At 43.4% G+C, this 15,932-nt stretch carries 12 protein-coding genes; 2 read left to right on the top strand and 10 right to left on the bottom strand.

What is annotated here, in order from left to right; genetic code table 11:
- Nucleotides 1-8 precede the first annotated feature (8 nt).
- From P2W82_RS22235 to P2W82_RS22195, 9 genes are all read right to left on the bottom strand, one after another.
- The gene (locus tag P2W82_RS22235) at nt 9-833 is read right to left on the bottom strand and encodes an alpha/beta fold hydrolase (RefSeq protein WP_336518154.1); all 825 of its coding nucleotides are present in this window, start codon (nt 831-833) and stop codon (nt 9-11) included.
- A gap of 241 nt (nt 834-1,074) precedes the next feature.
- Nucleotides 1,075-2,199, bottom strand: a complete 1,125-nt coding sequence (locus P2W82_RS22230) for a leucine-rich repeat domain-containing protein (protein ID WP_336518153.1) — start codon at nt 2,197-2,199, stop codon at nt 1,075-1,077.
- Between the two features lie 314 nt (nt 2,200-2,513).
- Nucleotides 2,514-4,916, bottom strand: coding sequence for a multicopper oxidase domain-containing protein (locus P2W82_RS22225; protein ID WP_336518152.1), 2,403 nt, complete (start codon nt 4,914-4,916; stop codon nt 2,514-2,516).
- Between the two features lie 2 nt (nt 4,917-4,918).
- Nucleotides 4,919-7,114: a copper-translocating P-type ATPase gene (locus P2W82_RS22220; protein WP_336518151.1), complete on the bottom strand. Its 2,196-nt coding sequence runs from the start codon at nt 7,112-7,114 to the stop codon at nt 4,919-4,921.
- A 59-nt stretch (nt 7,115-7,173) separates the two neighbouring features.
- The gene (locus tag P2W82_RS22215) at nt 7,174-7,644 is read right to left on the bottom strand and encodes a DUF3347 domain-containing protein (RefSeq protein ID WP_336518150.1); all 471 of its coding nucleotides are present in this window, start codon (nt 7,642-7,644) and stop codon (nt 7,174-7,176) included.
- A gap of 72 nt (nt 7,645-7,716) precedes the next feature.
- Complete coding sequence (locus tag P2W82_RS22210) at nt 7,717-8,172, bottom strand: hypothetical protein (RefSeq protein ID WP_336518149.1); 456 nt, start codon at nt 8,170-8,172, stop codon at nt 7,717-7,719.
- A gap of 11 nt (nt 8,173-8,183) precedes the next feature.
- Nucleotides 8,184-8,336: a hypothetical protein gene (locus P2W82_RS22205; protein ID WP_336518148.1), complete on the bottom strand. Its 153-nt coding sequence runs from the start codon at nt 8,334-8,336 to the stop codon at nt 8,184-8,186.
- A gap of 132 nt (nt 8,337-8,468) precedes the next feature.
- Nucleotides 8,469-11,192 (bottom strand): phosphoenolpyruvate synthase, encoded by a 2,724-nt coding sequence (ppsA, locus tag P2W82_RS22200; RefSeq protein WP_336518147.1) that lies wholly within the window; start codon nt 11,190-11,192, stop codon nt 8,469-8,471.
- Between the two features lie 212 nt (nt 11,193-11,404).
- Complete coding sequence (locus tag P2W82_RS22195; protein ID WP_336518146.1) at nt 11,405-11,617, bottom strand: hypothetical protein; 213 nt, start codon at nt 11,615-11,617, stop codon at nt 11,405-11,407.
- A 457-nt stretch (nt 11,618-12,074) separates the two neighbouring features.
- Between P2W82_RS22195 and P2W82_RS22190 the strand changes: the two genes are divergently transcribed.
- Nucleotides 12,075-12,380, top strand: coding sequence for an ATP-dependent Clp protease adaptor ClpS (locus P2W82_RS22190; RefSeq protein WP_336518145.1), 306 nt, complete (start codon nt 12,075-12,077; stop codon nt 12,378-12,380).
- A 50-nt stretch (nt 12,381-12,430) separates the two neighbouring features.
- Entirely contained in the window at nt 12,431-13,102 is a 672-nt protein-coding gene (gene aat / locus P2W82_RS22185; protein WP_336518144.1) for a leucyl/phenylalanyl-tRNA--protein transferase, read from the top strand.
- A 25-nt stretch (nt 13,103-13,127) separates the two neighbouring features.
- On the opposite strand, the gene P2W82_RS22180 is transcribed toward aat, so the two are convergent.
- Complete coding sequence (locus P2W82_RS22180) at nt 13,128-15,377, bottom strand: Tex family protein (RefSeq protein WP_336518143.1); 2,250 nt, start codon at nt 15,375-15,377, stop codon at nt 13,128-13,130.
- Between the last annotated feature and the right edge of the window lie 555 nt (nt 15,378-15,932).

Genomic DNA, 15,932 nt, shown 5'->3' with positions numbered 1-15,932 from the left:
CAGTGCAATTAATCGTTAGTGTCCCACTTTCCATTTAAGAACTCAATCGAGATCTTTAGAAATTCAGATTGAATACGAGCGTCCAAATGTGGTAAATGCCCGCCGTTAGGAATAATCCAAAGTCGACTTTTCGGTATGTATTGATGCATTTCTATAGCCTGCTGTAAGGGAACAGTGGCGTCATTGTCTCCTTGTACAACCAACCACTTAGCATCGATTGTATTAAGCATGTCCGGAGTAAATGAAGGGTCTCCGTAAAGTTTGTGCATTTGCGAAAACTGTCTAGCTAGGGTCATCTGTTTTTCCGGGCCGTGAGACCTGGCCCATTCCAAGAATTTATTCATTCCAGTTTTTGTTGCCCAATCTCTTACATGTTTACTAAAATAAATTTGTGCTCCAATTGTAATAACAGAATTAAACCTCTCCGGCTGCATCGTATTGAGATAAAGTAATGTCATACCTCCGCTACTTGCCCCAATTGCATTCACATTATTTAATTTCAAAGAGTCCAACAATGCAAGAACAATTTTTGCATAGTCTGCGTGCCTAAAAGTGCTATCCTCTTTTCTATAAATATCCGACCGACCATGCCCCATCATGTCAATGGCAATTGTTCTAAATTGTTTTGAATAAGCTTCCACATAAAATTTCCAATGTTCAACAGTTCCAAAGAAACTATGGAGTAACAAAAGAGGTTCTCCTTTACCGGTATCTTCATAATAAATTTTGATGCCGTTGTAGTCAAAGAACTTTCCGTTCGGATTAACTTTTACTTGGCCATAGCTAGAGAAGCAACAAGTAAAAACCAAAATCAAATTTGTCAGTTGCCTCATGTCTTGGGTTGTTTGGAGATTGTGACTGCATTGGCGCTAACGCCCACGGCCTTGCGCAGTACGGGAATTTCATGTTCCGTCTGCCGGGACTGTCGCTGAGTAAAGTTATGTCGTCGATGTTATATTCCAAAGCCGATCCGTGTTCCTGTCGCCCGAACCACAGCTCATCCGTGTTCCTGTTGATGAGGATTTGTTCGTCAGCCCGTATTGCGCAGAGGCCGATGTTGTGTGCCGTTATTCGTCACTCGAAATCAATTTTTGCTTTGGGAACCATAGCTTGAATTCGTTTCTTTTCAGCATTATCAAATGAATTGAATGTTAGCCAAAATGTGTCAATCTGTTGAAGTCTTTCAAAACCCAAAGGCATATTTGGAAGTTTCATCGTGTACATTCCAACCCTTTTTAAATTCGATAGTTTTTCCATAATTGTAAATGCCTTTGTCCAGTCTAGAGTATGCAAGTCGCCCAAACCTAACTGCTGAAGTGTCTTGATTTGCTCAAGTTCAATTGGTAATTCCTTTAAAGGGTTGTCGCTAACAGTAAATCGTTTTAACTGCTTAAGATTTGCAACCTTATTTGATATAACTGCAATATTATTTCCTTGCAAGTCGAGTTCTTTTAAATTGTAAAGGTTATAAACGACTTTGACGCTTTTATCGGAAAGCTTGTTATCTCTTAAACTTAACTTTTGAAGAGTTTTAAGTCGTCCGAATTGTTTGGGTAATGAAGTGAGATTATTGCTTTCAAGATTTATTTCTTCGATTTTCTTAAATAGCTTAATGCTTGCTGGAATTTTATTAATTGTGTTGTGCCAAATAATAACTCGTTTCAGACTGAGAAGAGCTGACAACTGAACAGGAAACGTTTCAAATTCGTTATAACAAAGGTCAATGTATATTAAGTTTGGTAATTCCTGTTTTTTGAAACTTAGCATTTTGATTTTATTGCCAAATAGTCTCAAGTATTTTAAACTCTTTAATTGCTTAACTGGTTCTGGAAATGTAGCTAGCTCGTTATCGTCCAGCCAAAGCTCTTCAAGATTTTTAAGTTCAGAAATGTTATTAGGGATTGTTTTTATTCGTCCGTCTGTCAGCCAAAGGATCTTTAAACTTCCTATTTGTTTTAAAATGTCAAATGCTTGCACTAAGTCCAGGTCTGGGTTTGAACCTATGTCAATCTTTTCGAGTTTTGTGAGCTTTATAACGTCGTTTGGAAGTTGTGAAAGCTTTTGGTCAGAAATGTCAAGCGACTTTACAGTTAACGGGTTAACCAAGGCTTCTTTGATAGAGTTGAAAACCACTTCTTTGTCTTCCTGTCCGAATGACTTTAAAGAGAGTATGAGGAAAATAAATAGAAATCGTTTCATTGTCACTTTAAGTTAGTAGGGTGGTATCTTAAAGGCACACAACACATAAATATACGCACCGCCATACACAATCCAAACACTCCCCACCCATCTAAAATCAATTAAAATCATTTGCAAACGCCCATTAGCCGGGGATTGTCGAAAAAAACGTTTCACAATACCTGAAACCAATTATATCTGACTAAAACGACTGTAAGTTTGAATAACCGACTGTAAGTATGTAAACTCGAATGACGGTTTTGCAATAAATGTTTGATTGAAAGAACATAAGAACTTCTTTTCAACTACTGCATATTTACCAGCAATAACTCACCTCAATACGTCAACGTCAACCCAGCTCCCAGCCCCATGTCACTATCATAATGCGTCGAAACGCTCAGGTATTTGGTCAGTATATATCTTAATCCCGCCATATACTCTTTGTCCGTATTCACCATCATGTTCAACCGCAACCTGGTGGTCACGGGGATATCCTCCCTGCTCAGCTGAAACCGCAGCTTTCCATCAGTATCGACCCTGAAATCGGCAATGAACATCATCGGCAACGTATAGGCGATACCGGCCACCGCAGCACTACGGTTGAGTTTATTGCTCGTCTGACCAAACATATTCTTATCCTCGTCACCAAAAATATTTTTCGGACCGCCCTCCATTTTATAATGATAGTCGTACCCGACATAGGGAAACCACCACTGCATCCTGCCCAGGTACCTTCCGAACATAGTCTCGCTTTCATACCCATGCATATCGTTATACCCCAGGTGCCATAACGTGGATGCACGCCAGCGTGTGTTCATGTACATGACCTGACCATCACTTCCGTTGCTTTCAACAGCAATATTGGCCATCAGGTGAAACATCCTGTCATCTGCAAATAATTTTCTTTGCGCATATGCCGGATCCCTTATCAACGGATTCGGTGGAGAATTTTCATACCTGAATACACGACCCATCCCGCTCATCATGTGGTAAAGAATATGACAATGAAAAAACCAGTCTCCACCCTCTTCGCTGGCAGCAAACTCAAGCGTATCTCTCTCCATCGGCATAATATCCAATACATTCTTCAACGGAGCATATTCACCCTGGGGATTAACAATCCTGAAATCATGACCATGCAAATGCATCGGGTGACGCATCATGCTGTTGTTGTACAAAATGATTCTCAGGTTCTCTCCTTTTTTTATCAGTATCCTGTCTGCTTCTGACAACACTTTATTATCCAGGCTCCAGACATAACGGTTCATATTTCCCGTAAGATCAAACTTCAGTTCACGCCACGGTCCATCCGGCAATACCGTTCTTTCTGTTGAACGAAGCATATCATAATTCAGCGTCACCATGCTCCCGCTGCTGTGAGCAGCATGATCCATTTCCATTTTCATGGTGTCCGTCTGCATTGATGGCGCCGGCTTCTTACTTTTCTCCGGCCCGCTGATCTCCGGGTACATCACCACATTCATATCCATCGACTGGTTCTGCATGCGCATCCCTTCCATTTCAATGAGATTGCCCTTCATATCCATCATTTCATTCATCATCTTCATTCCCGCGAAATATTTTGGCCGCTGCCATTTCAGAGCAGGCACTTTTTCACCATTGCCCAGCCAGAGCGAGGCATATTTTGTACGGTCTTCCGGTGTTACGAGAAACTCATAACTTTTATTTTCCGGGACAGCTACAACTACGTCATAAGTTTCAGACACCGCGATCAGCAACCTGTCCACCTCCACCGGTTCCACATCATTTCCATCACTCGCAATCACGGTTATTTTTCCACCGGCATACGAGAGCCAGAAATTATCTGACGCACCTGCATTTGCTATCCTTAACCTCACCTGATCACCAGCCTTCAATTGCAGATATTCATTCTGATTCTTTCCGTTGATCAGGAAATTTTCATAATACACATCCGTCAGGTCCATCGCATTCATCCGCTTCCATTCATTCGTGACCTTTGTTTTGAACCACCCCTTTTGTATCGCTTCAGCATAACTCTGTGTGCTGTTCTTTTTTATCGAAAACCAATCCGTTGCGGCATGCAGACTTCTCTCTACCTCATGTGGCTTCATATCCGTCCACTCGCTGATTACTATCGGAATAGCCGGCATATCCGGTTCTTTCTTTTTGTGCATGATGAATGCACCATACATGCCGATCTGTTCCTGCAGACGGCTATGACTGTGATACCAGTGCGTACCGCTTTGCCCGATCGGGAACCTGTACACATACGTTGCGCCCGGATCTATAGGCATCTGCGTCAGGTAAGGAACGCCATCCTCCTTATTCGGTAAAAACAGTCCGTGCCAATGCAATGAAGTATTTTCTTTCATCCTGTTGTGTACAACGATCTCCGCTGTGTCCCCTTCGGTAAATTCCAAAGTCGGCATCGGGATCTGGCCGTTTACAGCGATCGCGCGCTTTTTCTTTTTCCCGAAATTGACCATCGTATCGGCAACATACAACTCATACCTCACGACACGCGGTGGATGATTATTATCGATATATTTTGCCGATGCACGACTGAATTTCTTCGCTTGTCCGTGACCGGTATGACCGATACGATTGCTGTCACCAGTCATTTTTCCGGGAATAGTATCCATCTGATGTTGTCCGTGATGCTTATGAACAGAATCCTTCTTTTCTACCTGAGCAAGCGAAGGATTCACACCAATTGACAGAAGCGTAAAAATTATTGCTATCATTGTTTTATTCATAATTAACTACGGATTTTAAGAAGCGTTGCATTAACTGCAACAATGATTGTGCTTAAACTCATCAGTACCGCACCCATAGCCGGACTCAATACAAAAGACGGGTACAGAATACCCGCAGCAAGCGGAATCGCTATCACATTATAACCCAAAGCCCAGGCCAGGTTCTGGATCATTTTACTATAGGTACGTTTACCAAATGAAATCATCTTCACCACATCTCCGGGATCACTATTGACAAGAATGATATCAGCAGTTTCCGCAGCAACATCAGTACCCGATCCCACAGCAATTCCTACATCGGCCTGTGCGAGCGCGGGTGCATCGTTTACTCCATCGCCCGTCATTGCCACAATTTCTCCGCGATCCTGGTATTCTTTTACTTTCTCCTGTTTCTGATGCGGTAGTACATTCGCCAGCCATCCATCCATTTTTAATTCACTTGCAACAGAGCTGGCAATGGTCTCATTATCCCCGGTAAGCAAGAAAGATTTTATACCAATTTTACTGAGATCACTGATTGCTTTTTTCGAACCAGGCCTGATCCTGTCCGCAAGTGTAATGATTCCCACCGGTTGGTTATCGATCATAACATAACTGATCGTTTCCGAAACAATATCAATACCCCCAGGTGTTGGAGGAATCGCAATCTTCTTCTCCTTCAAATAGTTTGGTCCGGCTGACACAATTTCCTTCCCATCCACTTTTCCACTCACGCCCATTCCGGGTATGTAATGAAAATCTGTCGAGCTTAACAACGGAATCTTCTTCTCTTTCAACGCACTCATTATCCCATGTGCAATATGATGTTCGGATTTCTGCTGAACAGCGGCTGCATATTGAAGGATCTTATCAGAACTGAAACCAGGAGAAAGTGTAATAACTTTTTGTACTTTATGCGATCCTTCCGTAAGTGTTCCCGTCTTATCGAAAATAATCGTGGTAAGCTTCCTCGTATTTTCAAATGCAGTCCGGTTACGGATAAGTAATCCGCTGGTAGCAGATTTGGCTGTCGAGATCGCCACGACCAGCGGGATCGCAACACCCAACGCGTGCGGACAGGCAGTAACCATCACCGTTACCATGCGTTCGAGTGCAAAAGCCAGGTTGTTCTCTGCATAGAACCAATAAGCAAACGTGCCGACGCCAAAAACAATGGCAATAATGGTCAGCCATTTTGCCACTTTATCTGCGAGATTCTGTGTGTTGGATTTTGCCGCCTGTGCATCCTGCACGAGACTGATCACTTTACTCAGGTAATTATCCTTTCCCACGGCAGTGGCCTGCATCTTCATGGCACCTTCTCCATTAATCGAACCCGCGATCAGTTTCGCATCCTTATCTTTTTTCACGGGCTTACTTTCACCCGTAAGCATACTTTCGTTTACATAGGACGTCCCGTCAATAACTATCCCATCAGCAGGAATTTTTTCTCCCGGCCGGATGATGACGATATCATCTTTTTTCAATTGCTCCAGCCGGATTTTTGATTCGACACCCCTGACTTCGATATTCACGTCAGCAGGAAGCAATTCAACAAGCGTCTGCAAAGCTTTTGATGCAGCCATCTGCGATTTCATTTCCAGCCAGTGACCCAATAACATGATATCGATCAGTGTCGCCAGTTCCCAGAAAAAATCCATCCCTTCCAGGCCAAATACCACTGCGACACTATAAACAAATGCAATGGTTATCGCGATCGCCACCAGGGTCATCATTCCCATTGCTTTTGCTCTCAGTTCGCTGATCATCCCCTTCAGAAAAGGCATTCCTCCATAGAAATAAATAATAGTGCTCAGTGCGAGCAACAGGTACTGACTTCCATTAAACCGGATACTTATGCCCAGCCATTGCTGGACCATATGCGAGAGCAGCAGTACCGGTACTGTCAGGGCCAGGCTGATCCAGAAACGCTTGAGAAAATCAGAAGTGTGATGCCCTGCATGCTTATCGAATGACGTTGGTCCGTCACCGTTATGAGAGCTATGTTCGTGGTGATCATGCATTCCATGATGGGCAAGAGCTTCAGGACCTTTATGCTGATGAGCATGATGTGTGTTATGACCTCCATGGGATGTAGGTGAATGTTTATCCTGGCTTCCAGGATTCTCCATTTCCACAAGTTTCATTCCGCAAAGCGGACAGTTTCCCGGCTGATCCATGATGATCTCGGGATGCATTGGACAGGTATATTTTTTCATAACGCAGTAATAACAAGCAGCTGCCGGATTTCACCGGCAACTACATCAGCAATAAATAATCAGAATGTTGATTTAACAGATCCGCAGGTAAGCATCGCATTGCCGTAGTAAGGGTTTTTTATTTCCTTTTCACTACTAAGCCAGGATGCCTTCTGCATGGGGCAATACTGCTCGTATACTGGCTGTGGAGAAAGTTTTACCGTCTTTGCCAGCTCGACCATGTTTTCAGACAAAGAGGCAAATGTCTTTCGTTGTTTTTCCAGATCGCCTGACTTTGCAATGGCCTGGGCATCTTTCTGAAGTTTCGATTTCAGGTTTGCGTTGATGCCTTTGAGATTCTCAATTGAGAGTGTTTGAATAAAGGCTTTCGCAGCAGTTGCAGACAATTTTGCATCGCTGTTGACCAATGCATCTTTCAGTTGAAAATAGGAAGCCAGAAGTTTCGAATGGCTTTCAGTTTGTTCCTGGGCAATGCCGAAATGAGATAGTGTGATAACGAAAACGGTAAAGAGAATATTTTTGATTTTCATTTTGATCTGATTGAGGATTATTAATAGAAGACATGCAGTGAGTTAATGGTTTCACCGGCGAACAATCTGCAATCAAATCTGAAAACTCTGAATCGCGATACGTATATCGGGTATGGGAGGATGATGCCCGGGAATAAGGTAGCTTGATAAACCCTTTGTATTATCAGGGTGTGGAGAACTGAGTTTAAAGAAATGAACAACTGAAAATAAAGTGGTGTAAACAGGATTGATCTTTTCTACTGACTTCGGCACTGATTTGTCAGCAAGCGAAATCGTCAGCACATTTCCTGCGCAGCAGTCGTTATTTTTTTCTTTTTCGGTCGCAGGCTTTTCGCGATCGTTATCATCTGAGTGATGATGTGAGGCCTTTTCTGGTGAATGATGTTCAGCTGTTTTTTCGTGCTGATGATGACCCGCATTAAAACCGAGGTTCCACCCCGCACTGCAGGCAAAGCCCAGCAAGCTGTTCATGGAGAATACCAGCAACAAAAAACTGGTCGTGACGTACCTGGTAAATGCTTTGTTCATTGAATCGAATACTACAAAGCTAAAACACTATGCCAGAAATCAGTTATAGAATTTTGAGGGAAAGTTGTAATATTTACTTTTTGGGGTAAAGTCGATTTTTTCACCAGGTATCCGATACTTGCAAGTATCGGATACCTGGGAGCTTTCAGCAATTTCGAATGCATTTTTGAGAATTCCAAGGGAAAAAAACGTTACATCGACAGAATATTCTCATCCGTTAGCGGTGTTTTCCGTGGGAAATTTGAGTGGTTTGATAACCAGCGGGACTCTATGTACTACCAACTACTTTGTCGATGTTATCCGCAATCTCCTGATCCCGTATTTCGTGCTGCGACAGATTTACCGGGGCTGAGTCGCACCCAACCCTCAGTACCATTTACAACAATGCGCTGACCATCTTTTATAATTTCCGTAGCATTCTCAACAGCAACAACTGCAGGTAAACCATATTCCCGCGCGATGACTGCACCATGCGTCATCAATCCACCGACCTCTGTTACAAGCCCCCTGACCGAAACAAAAAGCGGCGTCCAGCTGGGATCAGTAAATGCGGTGACCAGTATATCCCCTTCTTCCAGTTCTGCATTTTCCATATTGAGAATAACACGTGCACGACCTTCAACAACACCGGATGAAACGGGAAGACCCGGTATCGCATCTGCCGGTAAGTTTTCCCGGTTATACTTCCCGGTAATGATCTCACCATCCGATGTGATCACGCGGGGCGGTTGAAGCTTTTCAAAAAACCGGAACTCTTCTTTTCGTTTTTGAATCAGCTCAGTTAATGAATCTAAACTACTGTTTCGGGCTATTACTCGCCTGAGTTCTTCGAAACTCAGATAATAGATGTCCTCTTCTTCCCGGATCAATCCATCCCGCACAAGCGACTCCGCTTCTTTTAACAAAGCCTGCTTGTAAATAAAATAATGACAAACATTATTATATTTCGGGTACTCACGATAACCACTGAGATTCCGTAACAGCCCGATCATTCGTTTTGTTTCTTTTGCTTTCTGTTCACCATCAGGTAACTGCTTCAATCTATCAAGTAGTTGCTGCTCCTTTTTTATTGCTTCTTCTTTTCCCTGTTCAAATTTTCTTTGGCCGGCACCCGCAGTAAATATTCTCACATTATTAAGAATCGCGGGAATAATCATGAGAGGGTCTTCGCTCCAGCGTGTTTTTGTAATATCGATTTCTCCGGCACAACGCATCCCGTATTTTTCTAAGAAAGCCTGTATTACTTCGTAAGCGCGTTTGCCTTCCTGAAACTGCAACAGGTTTTCCGGAAATTTTTTATTGTTCTCGTTCTGTAAACAACCGACGAGATTCGGGTAAGGACGAATTTCATCCGCTACATCCATCAATGCCAGTCCCATTTCGGAGGTCACATTGTTGGGAAGAGATTGCGACAAAACATCTGCTGCATTATTTTCATTTAACCATTCTTTCGTTTTTTCATTGATCCAGGATGCAGCATTCATGCCAGTCATAATTACGCCAAAACTTTGCGGGTTCCAGAGATTGCTGGTTAATCTTTTAAAATCATCTTCAATAAATTTCATCAGCTCAACACCAGATTTAGAACTGATTTCCTGTTTCAATTTCGCTATCGCTTCTTCACCGCGTCGGATCAATTCCGGAACCACCTGCGGATCATAGTCGGCCAACTCCTGGAAATCACGTGCCGACGCAGCTTTGTTCCCAAGCTGACTACCACCCTGTTCCGGGATAATAGTAATAAAATCGTCACGCTGCATCAATGTGATTAGTGCATCCTTCGTCAATAAATCATTTTTTCCCAGCACATTTACCAAAACATTTCTCTTCGCCACCGACTCCAGTTCAGAAGTGATATCAACAAACAATCTTCCGGCTGCATCAAACATCGACCTGCTGGATGTCATGTTCCAGATAGAAAGTCCAAGCGGCCTCATTGCATCGGTCATCATTTGCTGATGACCTACAGAAACAAAGGCCCTGTTTTGCCGATCGTCATCTTTTAAGCCAAGATACTGCTTTATTCCCCCGGGAATGGGAAACAAGGTGGTGATCGGTCGGCTCTGAACAGTGAAAAACTGATCCCCCGCCAGGCACCATTCTATATCCTGCGGATAATCGAAATGCTCTTCTATTCTCCTCGCTATCCGTTCCAGATAAAGAATCTGTTCATCTGTAAGCACCTGCTTATTCACGAAGTCAGATCGGAGCGCAGATTCCTTCGTACCTCCATGCGCATCAGCATATACGGCCAGTGTCTTCGAAGTAATCTTTTTATCAATAATAGTTCCTTTTCGAATTTTATAATTATCAGCATTCACAAGGCCGGAAACGAGTGCCTCACCAAGTCCAAAGCTTGCATCTATTGCTACCACCTGCCTGTTCGAAGTGACAGGATCAGCAGTAAATAAAATTCCTGATACATCAGAGAATATCATTTTCTGTACAATTACTGCGAGATAAACTTTCCGATGATCGAAATCATTCTGAATACGATAGCTGATCGCTCGTTCGGTAAATAATGAAGCCCAGCATTTGCTGATATGTTTTAATATTTCATTTTCGCCGATGATGTTTAAATAAGTATCCTGCTGACCGGCAAATGATGCAGTCGGCAGATCCTCAGCGGTGGCACTGGACCTGATAGCAAATGCATTTTTTTCTCCTGTTTCCATCAGGCGACCTGCGATTTCTTTTTTGATCTCATCAGGAATGAAAATATTTTCAATGATGGACCGGATCTGTGCACTGATTTCGGTAATTTTTTTTCTTTCATCTGCTTTCAACTCTCCGAGAAGATTAAACAGTGCATTCAGTTCCTTATTTTCTGAAACGATTCTCCTGAAAGCATTGGTTGTAATGCAAAATCCACCCGGAACCTGAATGCCATCAATTTTCGCCAGTTCGCCAAGGTTTGATGCCTTACCACCGACAATCCCAATATCATTTTTGCTGATCCTATGAAGACTTAAAGTATACAAACTCATTTCAATTCTTGAGGCGATGAAAAAATTTTTCATTGAAACGAACTCATCAGTGACTGTCTTTTCTGATGAGGGTAATGTTTCAATTTTCAAATATTAGTAGAATTGATACAATTTAATATGATCAGCAGGTATATTTTGGAAGAAAGAAATAAGACTGAATTTCCTGCAACTTTTTTTTCAATGTGGTGTTGTTAATGCAAATTATTTTGGTCCGCGCATTGAATCAACTTAATCAAATATTTCCCTCAGATGGGCGCTGATTGAAGACGCAGATTTTCGCAGAAGTTCTTCAGCGAAAATCTGCGTGGATTTGATCTGCGCCCATCTGCGGGAAAGAATGATGCCTCCGCAAATGCAAAGCTGCGCTGCATTTTTTCAAGTGCGTTGCGGAGCTGCGCCAGGGATTGAAGCAAGTACCCCGCAAGCCGGTACAGGCAGGAGCTTTTTATTGGAGTCATTTATTTGTACCGGCTGAGGAGTACTGCGGAAAGCCCGTCCGGCGCCCAAGAAAAAGGCAGAAGAAATTCATAGTTCATAATTGATAGTTCAGAAGTTTGAAATATATAGTCGATCTTGACAACCCGTGATTTATGGGGCCATTAAAGCCATTTCCTGACATTTTATGATACTGTAAACAGTTCAACATATCTCGATCCGCTATTCAATTGAATATGATTTCAGACCTATATTCTTCACCCGGAACGAATGAATTTTAACAGTTTTCATGGTCTGCCGACTTAATTCCATCCTGTTCTTTAACATTTGAAACTCCGGGTCATTAGCGGCCTGCCTTTTGCTTTTGGTTTTAGCAGACTTTGGGGCAAGGGATTGACTGGCGGTTTCCCACTAATTTTCCCCCGGGTTTTACTATAAAAAAATTAGTTTTTAATTTTGTAGAAACCATGATATTTGAAGATGGCTAAACATTCTGTCAATCCGCAGTATGATGTTGAAGAAGAAGTAGATACGCTGGAGGACATCGACCAGTCGTGCAGCCTGATTGTGTGGAACGATGAGGTGAATACTTTCGAATGGGTTATTGAGACCCTGGTGGAGGTTTGCGGTCATAGTGAAGAGCAGGCCGAACAGTGTGCGATGATTATTCATACACAAGGCAAGTATGCTGTGAAGCACGGTGATTACGATACGCTGAAACCGATGTGTGACCAGATCACCGACAGAGGTATCGGTGCCACGATCGAAGTGATGTCGGAATCGTAATTCTTCAACAGATATCGTTGCGTTCAAGGACGCAAAACTGATCACCGGCGATGAGCCGGATTTTTTTTATCCCGATGCCGATTTATATTCTCGACAAAAAAATGTATTTCCCGCCGGTTACAGAATCGATGCCGGATGGTATGCTCGCCATTGGTGGTGATCTTTCTGTTGATCGATTATTGCTCGCTTACCGCAGCGGGATATTCCCCTGGTTCGATGGCGACCTGCCCATGTGGTGGAGTCCTGATCCACGCTTTGTACTTTTTCCGGATGAACTTGTTGTTAGTCATAGTATGAAACCACTGCTTCGGAAAGAAGCATTTCGATTCAGTACAAATACTGCATTCGATGAAGTGATTGAAAACTGCAGCGCCATTCCGCGTTTCGGTCAGGGTGGTACATGGATAACACCGGAAATGATCAAGGCATATAAACATCTCCACGCACGCGGATTTGCGAAGAGCGCAGAAGCCTGGAACGGTGATCGTCTTGTCGGCGGACTCTACGGCATCCGCATGGGAAAATTGTTTTTTGGTGAGAGTATGTTCAGTCTGGAATCCAATGCAAGCAAGTACGCGTTCATCCGATTTGTTCAGCAACTGCAATCCGAAGGCGTTGTGCTGATCGATTGCCAGGTGTATACGCCGCACCTGGAGAGTTTAGGTGCGAGGATGATTGCGAGGAAAGAATTCCTGCGTTATCTGGATCTGGCTGAACGTTAAACGTTCAACGTTAAACGTAGAACGTTTAACGTTTGAATTTCTTCTTCAACTCACTCAACGCATCACTCATTGCCATACCCGACAAATCTTTTTCCTGTTTGCGCGGTTGAATACCTTGTTTGAAATTTCTTGAGCCGACAGGGCGCTCCGCACCACCGGGTTCGGCTTGCTTGATGGATAATGAAATGCGCTTACGTGGAATATCCACTTCCAGCACTTTCACCTGTACCTGCTGATTGAGTTTCAGTTTTTCAGAAGGATCGGCAATGTAGGTATGTGAAATTTCAGACACGTGCACCAACCCATCCTGCTTAACTCCAATGTCGACAAATGCACCAAAGCGGGTAATATTAGTTACCACTCCAGGTACTACGATACCTGGAGATACATCTTCAATTTTGAATATCGCAGCGAATTCAAAACTCTGTGCCTCGCTTCGCGGATCAAGACCCGGCTTGCGCAACTCCTGCAGGATATCTTTGATCGTGTGCTCACCGAAATTTTCACCGATGTATTTTTTATAATCGATCTTTTTGATCAGCTCTTCATTACCTATCAATGAACGAAGTTCTACACCGAGATCTTTTGCCATCGTTTCCACGATGCCATAGGCTTCCGGATGTACAGCACTTGCATCCAGTGGATGCTCGCTCTCCTTCAATCTCAAAAATCCTGCACACTGCTCAAATGCTTTATCGCCTAAACGTGTCACCTCACGCAACTGGCGACGATTGGTGAACCTGCCAATACTGCTGCGATGCTTCACAATATTTTCTGCAATACCGGAATTGATACCGCTCACATAAGAAAGCAAATGTTTGCTCGCCGTATTGAGATTCACTCCAACATTATTCACACAGCTGATCACGGTTTGGTCGAGACGTTCTTTCAGCCTGAACTGGTTCACATCGTGCTGGTACTGACCAACACCAATACTCTTGGGATCGATCTTTACCAATTCCGCCAGCGGATCCATCAACCGGCGACCGATACTAACGGCGCCGCGTACGGTAATATCTTCATTCGGAAATTCTTCGCGTGCAGTTTCACTGGCGCTGTACACGGATGCACCATCTTCATTCACCAGGAAAACAGGAAGGCCGAGGCCGAGTGATTTAATGAATTGTTCTGTCTCGCGACCAGCAGTTCCATCACCGATAGCAATAGCCTGCGGTTTATATTTCTCGTTCAACGATCTTATGTTGTGCTCTGCATCGTGGAGTTTTCCGGGTTCATGGATAAAGATCAGACCTGTTTTCAGCAGATCACCTTTTTCATCAAGACAAACAATTTTGCAACCGGTACGATAGCCGGGATCGATAGCGAGTAATCGTTTTCCTCCCAGCGGACTTGCCAGCAAAAGCTGACGCAGGTTTTCAGCGAATACATTGATCGCTTCTTCATCCGCCTGTTGCTTTAATGATGTACGCCATTCCGTTTCAAGCGCTGGTTGCAATAGTCTTTTATAGCTGTCTTTGACTGCTTTTTTTACCTGTTCTGAAGAGGCGTTGTTTCCTTTTACTTTCAATTCTTCAAGCAAAAGAATAGCAGACTCCTCTTCAGGTGCAATTGTAATTCTGAGAAATCCTTCCAGAAAACCACGCAGAATTGCAAGGGTCCGATGCGATGGAATTTTATTGACTGGCTCAGAAAAATCAAAATAGTCTTTGTACTTGGCAGCCTCTGTTTCCTTGTCTTTCACAAGTACGCTTTGCATCGTTGCTTTCTGCTCAAAAAGCTTACGCATTGCATTACGGACCTCTGCATCTTCATTGATCTGCTCGGCAATAATATCCCGGGCACCCTGAAGTGCATCATCTGCTGTGAGTACTTTATCATTTATAAAAGCTGCTGCTTCAGTTGCAGGGTCAACATTTCCTTTTTGTTCGAGTATCAGAACCGACAATGGTTCCAGTCCGTTTTCCCGTGCAACAGAAGCTTTTGTTTTTCTTTTTGGTTTGTAAGGAAGGTAAATATCTTCCAGCTGCGCGATGGTGAGCGCTTCGTCGAGCTTTGCCTGCAGGGCATCGGTCATTTTGCCCTGTTCAGAAATACTTTTGACAATGGCCGCTTTGCGGTCGTGGAACTCTTTCAGGCGGTTTGCTTCATCCTGGATCTTTCCGATCTGTACCTCATCGAGCGCACCGGTTTTATCTTTCCGGTAACGGGCAATGAAAGGTATCGTAGCGCCCTCTCCCAGCAACTGCAATACGGTTTCCACCTGGTTGATCCTGAGATTCTGCGACTGCGCTATCGGTATAATGAATTCCTGCATTAGTGATACGGTTTTTTTAAAGGAATGCGAAACTAAGTGCTTCGATGAAAAGAAAAAATTTCGATTTTTCGTTGTTGATAAGTTTTAGGCAGCGGGCACTATTAAAAGACTCAATCAAGCAAATAAAATGAGAAAATGAACGATACGGGCATTAGTATTCAAAATGTTAACCTGATAGCATACAATTCCAATGTCAACAAAGCTTGTCCGGCTGATTTCGCAGATCGAATACACGCGGATTTGCGCAGAAAAATCTGCGATCATCTGCGTGCCTTTTCATCTGCGCCGTCAGCGGGAAAAGGTAGTAGCGTCATAATTGCTGTTGCCAATTGTAAACCGAATTGCGACTAACCTGAATTTCAACATAGGTTTCCCGCTGATTTACGCAGATCGAATACACGCGGATTTGCGCAGAAAAATCTGCGATCATCTGCGTGCCTTTTCATCTGCGCCATCTGCGGGAAAAGGTAGTAGCGTCATAATTGCTGTTGCCAATTGTAAACCGAATTGCGACTAACCTGAATTTCAACATAGGTTTCCCGCTGATTTACGCAG

This window comes from Pollutibacter soli (assembly GCA_029269725.1).
Lineage (GTDB): Bacteria > Bacteroidota > Bacteroidia > Chitinophagales > Chitinophagaceae > Pollutibacter > Pollutibacter soli.
Note: the sequence above shows the minus strand (reverse complement) of the source record. Positions and strands in the feature narration are given on the sequence as shown.

What these genes read in the sequence shown, in the direction of transcription:
- P2W82_RS22235 (WP_336518154.1), bottom strand. Translation starts at nt 833, where the DNA reads ATGAGGCAACTGACAAATTTGATTTTGGTTTTTACTTGTTGCTTCTCT.
- P2W82_RS22230 (WP_336518153.1), bottom strand. Translation starts at nt 2,199, where the DNA reads ATGAAACGATTTCTATTTATTTTCCTCATACTCTCTTTAAAGTCATTC.
- P2W82_RS22225 (WP_336518152.1), bottom strand. Translation starts at nt 4,916, where the DNA reads ATGAATAAAACAATGATAGCAATAATTTTTACGCTTCTGTCAATTGGT.
- P2W82_RS22220 (WP_336518151.1), bottom strand. Translation starts at nt 7,114, where the DNA reads ATGAAAAAATATACCTGTCCAATGCATCCCGAGATCATCATGGATCAG.
- P2W82_RS22215 (WP_336518150.1), bottom strand. Translation starts at nt 7,644, where the DNA reads ATGAAAATCAAAAATATTCTCTTTACCGTTTTCGTTATCACACTATCT.
- P2W82_RS22210 (WP_336518149.1), bottom strand. Translation starts at nt 8,172, where the DNA reads ATGAACAAAGCATTTACCAGGTACGTCACGACCAGTTTTTTGTTGCTG.
- P2W82_RS22205 (WP_336518148.1), bottom strand. Translation starts at nt 8,336, where the DNA reads ATGCATTCGAAATTGCTGAAAGCTCCCAGGTATCCGATACTTGCAAGT.
- ppsA (WP_336518147.1), bottom strand. Translation starts at nt 11,192, where the DNA reads ATGAAAAATTTTTTCATCGCCTCAAGAATTGAAATGAGTTTGTATACT.
- P2W82_RS22195 (WP_336518146.1), bottom strand. Translation starts at nt 11,617, where the DNA reads ATGACTCCAATAAAAAGCTCCTGCCTGTACCGGCTTGCGGGGTACTTG.
- P2W82_RS22190 (WP_336518145.1), top strand. Translation starts at nt 12,075, where the DNA reads ATGGCTAAACATTCTGTCAATCCGCAGTATGATGTTGAAGAAGAAGTA.
- aat (WP_336518144.1), top strand. Translation starts at nt 12,431, where the DNA reads ATGAGCCGGATTTTTTTTATCCCGATGCCGATTTATATTCTCGACAAA.
- P2W82_RS22180 (WP_336518143.1), bottom strand. Translation starts at nt 15,377, where the DNA reads ATGCAGGAATTCATTATACCGATAGCGCAGTCGCAGAATCTCAGGATC.